Source organism: Ligilactobacillus sp. UO.C109 (genome assembly GCF_026847815.1).
GTDB classification, from domain to species: domain Bacteria; phylum Bacillota; class Bacilli; order Lactobacillales; family Lactobacillaceae; genus Ligilactobacillus; species Ligilactobacillus salivarius.
On record NZ_JAPSFH010000015.1, the window covers coordinates 1 to 11,654 of the forward strand.

General features: G+C 30.0%; 10 protein-coding genes and 2 pseudogenes. 11 read left to right on the forward strand and 1 reads right to left on the reverse strand.

Annotated features, from left to right (window positions below):
* Positions 1 to 293: pseudogene (locus tag OZJ21_RS03610) on the reverse strand (hypothetical protein); the annotation flags it as partial.
* A 25-nt stretch (positions 294 to 318) separates the two neighbouring features.
* Here OZJ21_RS03610 and OZJ21_RS03615 point away from each other — a divergent pair.
* From OZJ21_RS03615 to OZJ21_RS03670, 11 genes and pseudogenes are all read left to right on the forward strand, one after another.
* Positions 319 to 498 carry an LPXTG cell wall anchor domain-containing protein gene (locus OZJ21_RS03615; RefSeq protein ID WP_253006269.1) on the forward strand — a complete coding sequence of 60 codons (180 nt, stop codon included), beginning with the start codon at positions 319 to 321 and terminating at the stop codon, positions 496 to 498.
* 149 nt (positions 499 to 647) lie between these two features.
* On the forward strand, positions 648 to 2,798 hold the full coding sequence (locus OZJ21_RS03620; protein WP_268857464.1) for a glycosyltransferase: 2,151 nt from the start codon (positions 648 to 650) through the stop codon (positions 2,796 to 2,798).
* A 116-nt stretch (positions 2,799 to 2,914) separates the two neighbouring features.
* Positions 2,915 to 4,414, forward strand: a complete 1,500-nt coding sequence (gtfA, locus tag OZJ21_RS03625) for an accessory Sec system glycosyltransferase GtfA (RefSeq protein ID WP_268857465.1) — start codon at positions 2,915 to 2,917, stop codon at positions 4,412 to 4,414.
* Between the two features lie 139 nt (positions 4,415 to 4,553).
* Positions 4,554 to 5,474, forward strand: a complete 921-nt coding sequence (locus OZJ21_RS03630) for a glycosyltransferase family 2 protein (RefSeq protein WP_268857466.1) — start codon at positions 4,554 to 4,556, stop codon at positions 5,472 to 5,474.
* A gap of 2 nt (positions 5,475 to 5,476) precedes the next feature.
* Positions 5,477 to 6,394 (forward strand): glycosyltransferase family 2 protein, encoded by a 918-nt coding sequence (locus tag OZJ21_RS03635; protein WP_268857467.1) that lies wholly within the window; start codon positions 5,477 to 5,479, stop codon positions 6,392 to 6,394.
* A 2-nt stretch (positions 6,395 to 6,396) separates the two neighbouring features.
* Positions 6,397 to 7,272, forward strand: a pseudogene (locus OZJ21_RS09825) (glycosyltransferase family 2 protein).
* Between the two features lie 21 nt (positions 7,273 to 7,293).
* Positions 7,294 to 8,199, forward strand: coding sequence for a glycosyltransferase family 2 protein (locus OZJ21_RS03650; protein ID WP_003705125.1), 906 nt, complete (start codon positions 7,294 to 7,296; stop codon positions 8,197 to 8,199).
* A gap of 19 nt (positions 8,200 to 8,218) precedes the next feature.
* A complete protein-coding gene (gene gtfB / locus OZJ21_RS03655) occupies positions 8,219 to 9,544 on the forward strand; it encodes an accessory Sec system glycosylation chaperone GtfB (RefSeq protein WP_268857468.1) in 1,326 nt (441 codons plus the stop codon).
* 23 nt (positions 9,545 to 9,567) lie between these two features.
* Positions 9,568 to 10,476, forward strand: coding sequence for a glycosyltransferase family 2 protein (locus OZJ21_RS03660; RefSeq protein ID WP_268857469.1), 909 nt, complete (start codon positions 9,568 to 9,570; stop codon positions 10,474 to 10,476).
* A 35-nt stretch (positions 10,477 to 10,511) separates the two neighbouring features.
* Complete coding sequence (locus tag OZJ21_RS03665; protein WP_268857470.1) at positions 10,512 to 10,634, forward strand: hypothetical protein; 123 nt, start codon at positions 10,512 to 10,514, stop codon at positions 10,632 to 10,634.
* Positions 10,635 to 10,645: 11 nt separating this feature from the next.
* The gene (locus OZJ21_RS03670) at positions 10,646 to 11,638 is read left to right on the forward strand and encodes a nucleotide sugar synthetase (RefSeq protein ID WP_268857471.1); all 993 of its coding nucleotides are present in this window, start codon (positions 10,646 to 10,648) and stop codon (positions 11,636 to 11,638) included.
* Positions 11,639 to 11,654 lie beyond the last annotated feature (16 nt).

Sequence of the window (11,654 nt, forward strand, 5' to 3'; positions counted from 1 at the left end):
CTAAGCGTATCAAGTTCATTGAGTGGAAGTTCTTCAATGAATACAGATGAATCAGATAGTATAAGCAGATCCTTGAGCGAAAGCTTGAGCACATCAAGCAGCTTGAGTGAAAGCCTAAGCGTATCAAGTTCATTGAGTGGAAGTTCTTCAATGAACACAGATGAATTAGACAGTATAAGCAGATCCTTGAGCGAAAGCGAAAGCTTAAGTACATCAAGTTCGTTGAGTGCAAGTGCATCTCTAATTGATAGTTTGAGTGAAAGTCTATCTAATACTATTTCATCTGAAAACATGAATGATGGAAATAACGGAAATACGATGGTAACTACAAATCCTGGATTAGCAAATAAAGCTTCAAGTAATAGTTTGAAACATAATGTAGAACACAAGAAACTACCACAAACAGGTGATAGTTCAACTAATACAGGAGTTCTAGGTGGACTATTCGTATTGACGAGCTTGACATTGTTGAGAGCTAAGAAAAAGAGAAAAGATTAATAACGATAATCCCCCAAATATCGTTGAATTAGATTGAATCTAAGAAAAGAGCAAGTAGCTTATAAACTTCTTGCTCTTTTTATGTACATAAATAAAATAAAAGTAGAGTGTTTTAAGATAAGATAAGTTAAGTGAAAAGAGGAGAAATAATGATATCACTAATTATATTAGCTAAGGGAAATGAAGAAAAAATAAGTAAATGTGTAGATAGTATATTACAACAAAATTATAAGGAGTACGAACTAATCATCATGAATAATCAATACAATGATGAATTAGAGAAAAAAATTCAAAATAATCCTAAGATAAAGTTGTATATATCTGAAAATGACGACTGGGGTACGTTACGTGAGAAAGCTATTCAGCAAACTACAGGTAAATATATAGTTTTTATTGATCCTCAAGATTTTCTTATTGATGATAAGGGATTAGATAAACTGAATGATTTAGTTGTTAAGGAAAATGCAGATTTAATAGTTAATAGCTATATGACATTAAAAGAGGGAAAGTTTTTATATAAAACAGAAAAAAACAAAATTTTGTCATATAATAGATTCCAAGTTCTTCAGTTGAAAGAAATTGAGTTTAGAAGTTTAAGTGGTGCATTAATTAAAAAGGAATTGTTCGATAAAATCACTGACTATGATATGCCAGAACAATTATTATTAAAAAATTTGGCAAAAAAAGCTGAAAAAATACTATATACTTCTCTAAATTTCTATACATATGTGGTAGAAGAAAGTAGAAATTCAGATTTAATTTGGGGAAAAGGTAGTGAATTCCATTTCTCAAATACATATAACCTTGTAGAAAACAACAAAATAAGACAATATAAGCAAAAGATACCTGAAACTATAGAAGTAGCATTATGTGTAGATAATAACGTAATAGATTATGTAGGATCTTTAGTCTATTCGATTTATAAGCATACTTCCAGTTTTGTGAATATTTATGTAATTTATAAAGAATTATCTAATGAATCACTCGAAAAATTAAATTGGATAAACGAAAAGATGCAGACTGTGAATTTACAGACTGTAAAAATTTCAGAAAAGTTACACAAAAGATTAGATAAGATAACTTTGGGTAAAGATATATATAATCTTCCTATAAGTTCATATTATAGAATTTTTCTTGCGGATATTTTACCGGATATTGATCGGATAATTTATCTTGATGTGGATATTTTAGCAGTCGGTGATTTAACAGAGTTGTGGCATACCAACTTAGAAGGAAATTTCCTAGCTGCTTGTCTCGATGAACAAGCTTTTGTAGAGTCAGGAACTAATATATTAAAACCTAGAAGACGAGAATATTTTAATTCAGGTGTGTTAGTACTAGATTTATTCCTATTTAGAAAATATAACATAATAAATGAATTCTTTGATTATCTCATAGATACAACTGATTTGTATAATCTGGGAGATCAAGATGCACTCAATCTTTATTTTCTAGATGCTGTAAAATTGCTAGATAGCAGTTGGAATTATGGTGTATATAGTCATAAGAAATATACTGGGGTAAGTAACATAAAAATACTACATTATTTTAGTTTTGCAAAACCATTACGAAATTTATATTCATATGTAGCAGATGATAAAATAAAGAGTTTTGTTCAACTATATAGAAGATATTATTATGAATTGGCACAATTTATAGACTATAAAGGGTGTGAGAATAAAATTTCTACAATTATTACAGCTCATTCTGATGATGATTTCTTTAAGAGTTTAGAGAGTATATTATGTCAGACATATCCTAACAAAGAGATTATAATTTTAGATACCACAACTGGAGATGAACTTAAGGAAAAAGTTGAGGAATTAATGAAAATATTACCATACATTGTGTATATCAAGTGTGATAATAGAAATATAGGTAAGATGCGAGAATTTGCGATTAAACGTTCCAAGGGTGATTACTTGTATTTCTTAGATTCTCCTAACTATATTAATGAAAATAATATGTTTGATAAATTAGTTAGCATCATGGTTAAAGATGCAGCGAGCATAGTAACTAGTGTGATGATGATATATTATCCTACTGAAGATCGACTTATAGGTTATGGAGCAAATAACGAAGAAATTGATCTTTCTTCTGAATCTGTAGAAAGTTTACAAAGTAAATATCTAGGCAATGACTATAATATGCTTGCAGGACATATATTTGATAAAAAATTGTTTAGTAATTTTGAAGAACTGAATTTTGAAGATGAAAAGAAATTAATGGCAGAAATCTTGTATAGAGCTAAGAAAAGAATACGAAAAAATAGTTATGATTGGGTTAAAGTAATATCATAATTATGGTCAAAGTTGATATGGAAACATATCAGCTTTTTTAGTATTCTCTGATAAATACAAGGTGTAACTATGCTATAATTTATTGTGTAATATTTAAAACGGAAGTGAGTGAAAGTATGGTAGTTTATAATATCAATCTAGGAATTGGTTGGGCAAGTAGTGGAGTTGAATACGCTCAAGCTTACCGAGCAGAATTGTTAAGAAAAATCAATCAACCAGCTAAGTTTATCTTTACTGATCTAATCTTAAATGAAAACATTGAAACTTTTACTAAAAATATTGGTTTTGAAGATAATGAGATAATCTGGTTATATCAATTTTTTACAGATATAAAAATAGCACCTTCTACATATCCATTACATAAAATTGAAGAGAAATTAAAAAATAAGAACTATAGCAAAAATAGAGTGGATAGTAGCATTACTTACACTCTTGAAAATGATAAGAGAAAAATAGTTTGTCATTTTAGAGATCCTGAAAAAGATTATATAGATAGAGTAGAATATTATTATGATAATAGTCTTATGAAGCGAGAATTTTATAGTTATACTTGCTATGCAGCCGAACATTTACGTAATGTTAACGGTCAAATGCGTGTTTATTTACGTCGTTTTTACAACGAGGATGGAACTGTTGCGTATGAGCAATTAGTTGACGATAAAACAGAATTGTATCGTTTACCAGATCAAATATTTTACTCTAAACTAGAGTTCTTTGAATACTTTTTAAAGAAACTAAATTTAACAGCAGAAGATACTGTAATCATGGATAGAGCAACAGATATTGGTCCTATTATCTTACGTAACTATCAACCGGCAAAATTGGTATCAGTAGTACATGCAGATCATTTTGCAGAGAGTTCAACTACCGAAGATAATATTTTGTGGAATAACTTCTACGAATATGAATTTGATAATGCGGATAAATTTGCAGCGATTATTTCTTCAACTGATGCTCAAACTAATTTATTGAGAGAACAATTTGATAAATATACTGATAAGAAGCCAAATTTAGTAACAGTTCCGGTTGGATCACTAGATAAATTAAGATATCCTGACCATGAACGTAATCATTATAGTTTGATAACAGCTTCACGTTTAGCAAGTGAAAAGCATGTTGATTGGTTAGTAGAAGCTGTGGTACAGGCTAAAAAGGAAGTTCCAGCATTGACTTTTGATATTTATGGTCAAGGTGGAGAGCGTCAAAAATTAGTTGAATTAATCAGTAAATACCAAGCTCAGGATTACATTACTCTGAAAGGGCATCATGATTTAACAGAAGCTTATAAAAATTATGATGCTTATATTGCTGCATCTACTAGTGAAGGTTTCGGTTTAAGTTTGATGGAAGCAGTAGGTTCTGGTTTAGCAATGGTAGGGTTTGATGTTCGTTATGGTAATCAGACATTTATTGATGATAAGGAAAATGGTTATTTATTGCCTTATAAAGTCGGTATGGAACGTGAACAAGTTGTTGAAAGTTTACGTCAAGCGATCGTTAACCTATTTAAAGATAATCATATCGAAAAAATGCACGATAACTCGTACAAATTAGCCAAGCATTATTTGAGTGAGAATGTGCAAGGAATGTGGGCTAAATTATTGTCTTGGAAATAAAATTATTAAAAAGCTCAAATTAGCATTCTAGACATAGGACCAATTTTTAAATTTCTGCAAATCAAACGCTTAACTGCAGAAATTAATGAATTGGTCCTATCTCGAAATTGGAATTTTAAGGTAAATAAGAGGTTATAAAATGGTAAAAGTAAGTATAGGGGTGCCAGTATATAATGTCGAAGCATATTTAAGGGAATGTCTGGATTCAATCATGAATCAAACTTTCAAAGACTTTGAAGTAATCATGGTGGATGATGGTTCAACTGATAATTCATTTGACATCTGTCAAGAATATGTAGCAAGAGATAATCGCTTTAAGTTAATTCATCAAGAAAATAAAGGTCTGGCAGGAGCGAGAAATACATGTTTAAAATATATGCATGGCGAATTTATAACTTGGATTGATAGTGACGATAAGGTCAAACCTGACTACCTAGAAAAGCTATTGCAAGTCCAAGTTGAAACGGGTGCTCAGATAATAAATTGCATATATTATGGCATTAAGGATGGAATTGAATATTATTATGATTATACGCCAGTATATCCAGATTTAAAAAGAATAGAATTATCAGGAAGAAATGCGATTAAAATGTTTTTATTAGATAGGTACAAAACATACACACTATGGGGAACATTAGTGGATAGTAAATTATATAAAGGATGGTTTTGTTCTCAAGGAGTTACATTTGAAGATGCGGATAATAAATTTAAATTATATCTAAGAACAAATAAGGTAGTGCTAGTTCCAGAACAATTATATGGTTATAGGCAAAGAAATAGTAGTATTATGAAAGCGGCAACTCGGAAAAAAACATTTTCAGAAGAACTTAAGTTAACCAAAAATTTGATGCATTTTATAGAAAAGTATACTTACTATATGGAAGTTGCAAATATAGACGTAGAAGAAGAACACCTGCATATTCTTGAATTTATTGATGTATTTTTTAATTCATATAGAGTAGATATGATTGAAAACGAAGAAGACAAGCAACGATATTTTAAGTATATAAACAGATATAAAGAAAAGCTAAAAAGATATTGGAATATGTGTGGTGAATGATAATGGTAAAAATAAGTATAGGAGTTCCTGTTTATAATGTCGAAGAATACTTGAGACAATGTCTAAATTCAATTATGGAACAAACATTCACTGATTTTGAAGTAATTATGGTAGATGATGGTTCGACTGATAATTCCTTTAGTATTTGCCAAGAATATGTAGCTAAAGATAATCGTTTTAAGTTAATTCATCAAGAAAATAAAGGTAATGGCGGATCAAGAAATACATGTTTAAAGTACATGAATGGTGAATTTATAACTTGGATTGATAGCGATGATGTAATTAAGCCGAATTATCTAGAAAAATTACTGCAAGTTCAAAAAGAAACCGATGCTCAGATAATAAATTGCATGTTTTATTACATTAAGAATGGGACGGAACATTATTTCGACTATACACCAATATATCCGAACTTAAAAAGAATAGAATTATCTGGGAGAGATGCTTTAAAAACAGTTTTATTTGATAAATATAAAATAATTGAACTAGCTGGAACGTTAGTAGAAAGCAGCTTATATAAAGGCTGGTATTGTACAGAAGGAGTAATGTATGAAGATTTTGGAAGTAAATTTAAGTTGTATCCAAGAGCAAATACTATAGTTGCAATTCCAGAACAACTGTATGGTTATAGACAAAGAAATAATGGAACAATTGGTAAAACTAATCAACCAAAAACTTTTTTAGAAGAATTGAAAGTTTCTAATAATATGCTAACTAATGTTGAAAAATATATTTATTACATGGATATTATGAATTTTAGTGAGAAAAAAATTTATAAAGAGAGTATTGATTATATTACAGGATATAGTTTATATAGAGCTAATATGCTTAGAAGTGAGGAAGATAAGCAATTATATTTTGAATATGTAAACAAGTATAAAGAAAAGCTGAAACGATATTGGAATATGGGTGATGAATGACAATGGTAAAAGTAAGTATAGGGGTGCCAGTATATAATGTTGAAGCATATTTGAGGGAGTGTCTGGATTCAATCATGAATCAAACTTTCAAAGACTTTGAAGTAATCATGGTGGATGATGGTTCAACTGATAATTCATTTAACATCTGTCAAGAATATGTAGCAAGAGATAAACGCTTTAAGTTAATTCATCAAGAAAATAAAGGACTAGCAGGAGCGAGAAATACATGTTTAAAATATATGCACGGCGAATATATAACTTGGATTGATAGCGATGATGTAGTAGACAATAATTATTTAGAAAGATTACTTACGGTACAAGCTGAAACAGGTGCTGATATAGTTAAATATTAAAAAAATATATAAGGGATAGTAATATATTTCTCATAACTAACTACGATAGAATATATAAAACAAAAGAAAAAATAATAGAAGTTTCTAAATTGGACTTAATATTGGATGCTATTGACTCTCGTTTAGCAGTCGTTGAATTTTGGGGAACACTAATACATAGAGAGTTATATAATGGTATAACACTTTCCCAGAGGGTAGTTTTTGAAGATCAAGGCAATAAATTTAAGTTATATTTAAGATCAAAGAAGAATGTGATATTGCTTGAACAATTATATGGTTATCGTATTCGTGAAGGAAGCATTATGCGTATGACGAATAAAGACTTGTCTGCTTTAAAAGCTTATATATAACTGGGATAAATTACTGTATTACATTGAAGTAGCAAATTATAATGTTCGAGAGATACGTGAAGCATATATAAAAGAATTGGATAAGTTATCTGCAGAAGTTAACTTAAGTCAAGAAGATGCTAAAACATACCATGAAGCGATTGATAGACATAAACAAAAAATAAGTAAACTATAAAAGTGTAGGTGACATTAGTACATGGTAAAAGTAAGTATAGGGGTTCCTGTTTATAATGTCGAAGAATACTTGAGACAATGTCTAAATTCAATTATGGAACAAACATTTACTGATTTTGAAGTAATTATGGTAGATGATGGTTCGACTGATAATTCCTTTAGTATTTGCCAAGAATATGTAGCTAAAGATAATCGTTTTAAGTTAATTCATCAAGAAAATAAAGGCCTAGCAGGTGCAAGAAATACTTGTATTAAGAATATGCATGGCGAATTTATAACTTGGATTGATAGTGATGACGTAGTAGATAATAATTATTTAGAAAGATTACTTGAAGTACAAGCAGAAACAGGTGCTGATATAGTTAAGTGTGCAAAAAAACATATACGAGGAAACAATGTATATTATATAACCAATTATGATAATTTATATAAAATGTATGAAAACAATAATCAAGTAATTAATTTTCAAAAATTAGATATATTATTAGATGCTATTGATAGTCATTTAGCTATAGTAGAATTCTGGGGAACATTAATACCTAGAAGATTGTATAAAGGTATATCAATATCTCAAGGAGTAATTTATGAAGATCAAGGTAATAAATTTAAATTATATTTACAATCAAAGAAAAATATATTATTACTCGAGCAATTATATGGCTATCGTATTCGTGAAGGAAGTATCATGAGACGGCAATCATCACTTGAAAAGGAATTAGATGATTTACAATTTTATACATATAATTGGGATAAGTTAGTATATTATGCTGATGTATCCAATTATAATGTTGAAAAGATTCGTGAAACGTATATAGAAAAATTAAATGATTTATATACCGATGTTAATTTGGGTGAAGAAGATAATAAAATATATCGAGAAGCAATTAATAAACAGAAACAAAAGTTACAACGATATTGGAATATGTGATAGTAGGATGTGAGTGAAAGTGATTAATTTATTTGAGAATTTTGGACAAAAAGATTTGGATTTAGCTAAGGCATTATATATGGCTGATATAAAGCATCCAACAGTAGTGATGAATTATAGTGGTTTCTTACCACCAGAAGTAGAATCGCCTTTTGAATATTATATAGATCAAAATAGCGATGGTAAGGCGCGTTATTTCAATCAGATAAAACACCCAGATTTATGGGAAGTTAGAGGGAATAATAATACAGGCGAAGTGTATGAAATAAACAAGAAAAGAGCCAACATTATTTACACTGAGCCCAAACATTTACGTTTGGTTGAACGTGTAGAATGGTTGAACGAGGCAGGCAGAGTAAGAAGTATTGACCATTACGACAGTCATGGTAATTTATTTGCCGAAACAGTCTGCGATAATGAAGGAAACCATTTGTTACAGACATTCTTTGACGCTAATGGTAAAGAAAAAATATTAAGAGATTTTACAACCAATAGAATTACTTTGAAACTTGATCAAGATGAAATCATTTTTGATAGTTTGGTAGATTTTGTCGTGTATTATCTTAAAGAACGTGGATATGACAAGGATAGTATCTACTATAATTCCTTATCTCTACCTTTATTTGTAAGTTTACAACTTGCTAATACTGGCAAGGAAAACGATGTTCTCTTCTGGAGTGAAGATGTAGGACAAGAAATACCAGGAAATATGGCTTATTTGCTTAACAATGATACTCGTACTAAGAAGATCATTATTCAAAAGAAAGAAGTCTATAACAAAGTAATTAATATGTTACCAGATGATAAAAAAGATATGGTTAGTTATTTGGGAACAATCTACCCTCATGATCGCTTAAATAAGCAAAGAAAGAATATTCTAATTATGACTAACTCTGACCAAATTGAACACTTAAAAGAGTTGGTTGAGAACTTAGAAGGATTCCATTTCTATATTGGAGCTTTAACAGAAATGTCTAGCAAGTTATTAGCTTTTGATGAATATAGCAATGTTACCTTATATCCAAGTATCGTTCCTGAAATCAGTGAAGAATTGTTTAAGAAATGTGATATTTACCTAGACATTAACTATGGTAATGAAATTTTAGGTATTACTAGAGTTGCATTTAGAGAAAATATGCTGATTTTAGGCTTTGATACTACTGCTCACAATAGAACTTTTGTCGCACCTGAGAATATTTACAAGCCAGATTTATACATGAAGATGACTGATAAGATCAGACATGCGTTTAGCGATGCAGATACGTTACAAGACTTATTGTATAAACAACGTGTAGCGGCAGATGATGAAACAGTTCCAAACTATAAAAAGGTATTGAGTAAATAGAAAGTCTAAGTGAGGTGAATGAAATGGTTAAAATAAGTATTGGCGTCCCTGTCTATAATGTAGCTAAGTATTTACGACAATGCCTTGATTCAATTGTGAAACAAACATTTACTGACTTTGAAGTAATTATGGTAGATGATGGTTCAACTGATAATTCCTTTAATATTTGTCAAGAGTATGTAGCTAAAGATGATCGTTTTAAGCTAATTCATCAAGAAAATGAGGGGAATGGTGGCGCAAGAAATACTTGTTTGAAAAATATGCAAGGAGAATATATAACTTGGATAGATAGCGACGATAGAGTGAACCCTATCTATTTGGAGAGATTACTTGAAGTACAAGCAAGAACGGATGCTCAAATAGTAAATTGTATGTTTTTTTATATTAGAGATAATGGCGACTATTATGTAGATTATTCACCATTTTTTCATAAACAGGAAATGATAAAAATATCAGGGATGGAAGCTTTAGAAACAGTTTTATTTGATAGGTATCAAATAATTGAATTAGCTGGAACATTGATAGATAGCCGTTTATATAGAGGATGGACATGTGCTCAAGGAATAATGTATGAAGATTTTGGCAATAAGTTTAAATTGTATCCAAGATCAAATGTAGTTGTTGCAATTCCAGATCAATTATATGGCTATAGACAAAGAGATAATGGAACCATTGGTAAATCTAAACAACAAAAGACTTTTTCAGAAGAACTGAAGATTTCCAACGATATGATAAGTAATATCGAAAAATATGTGTACTATATGGAACTTATGGATTTGAATGTAAGAAAAATTCATGAAGATGCAATTAATTACCTTACATCATATAGCTTATATAGAGAAGGAATGGCTAGAAGTGAAGAAGATAAGCAGCTGTATCTTGAATACATAGATAAGTACAAGGAAAAATTGAAGAGATACTGGAATATGTAGTAATTGGAATATGTGATAGTAGGATGTGAGTGAAAGTGATTAATTTATTTGAGAATTTTGGACAAAAAAATTTGAATTTAGCTAAGGCTTTATATATGGCCGATATAAAGCATCCAACAGATGAAACAGTTCCAAACTATAAAAAGGTATTATTATAGGGGGATTTTTAATGAGCCGGACACATATTACAAACTTATATGGAGTTGGTGGAATAGCTACAGTTGCCCAAAGAAGAACTGTAGAAGTAGCTAAGCAATTAGGTTTTAATGAGATCTCTATCTTATATGACAACGGTTTGAGAGATCCAGAAGAATTTGATAAAAAAGTTGTTGGGATTTTAGCTGGGTTGGAAGTAGGAGATACCGTTATTTTTCAATCACCAATCTGGATTACTTCTAAAGTTGAAAGGGACTTTATAGATAGAGTTAGACAATATCAGGGGAAAGTAGCTATTTTCATTAATGATATACCACCAATGATGTTCGAAGGTAATAGGGAATTAATGCCATTATTTATTGAATTGTATAATAAGGCAGATTTGTTAATCGTACCTTCAGAAAATATGAAGGATTATTTAATTAGTAAAGGTGTAACAGTTGAGAAGTTTGTTATTCAAAATCTCTGGGATATACCAGTTGACTTTATAAGTAATTCCGAAACTAAATATCTACCTAGAATAAACTTTGCTGGAAGCGATGAAAAATTCGGAATCACAGAGAATATAAATTCAAATGATATTGAATTAGAAATATATGATCATAAACCTGAAGATAAACTTATTCCAGACAATGTACATTATCATGGCTATGTAGATGAAGTTAAGTTGTTATCAGAATTACATGAAGGTGGATTTGGCTTAGTTTGGACAGAAGATATGTATTGGAGAGAATATATGAAATACAATGCTTCTTACAAAGTATCAACCTATTTACGAGCAGGTATTCCATTAATTGTACATCGCGATATTTCGTGTAGAAAGCTAATCGAAGACAATCACTGGGGAATTGTTGTAGATTCTTTAGAAGAAGCTGTGGAAAGAGTTAAAGCGATGAGTGAAGATGAGTATCGCAAGTATGCTGAATCTGTTTCCAAAGTTAGTGGATTGTTAGTAGATAATTACTTTACTAAAAAAGTGTTAGTAGATACACTTTACGAACTATAAAGATATCAGAGGTAAT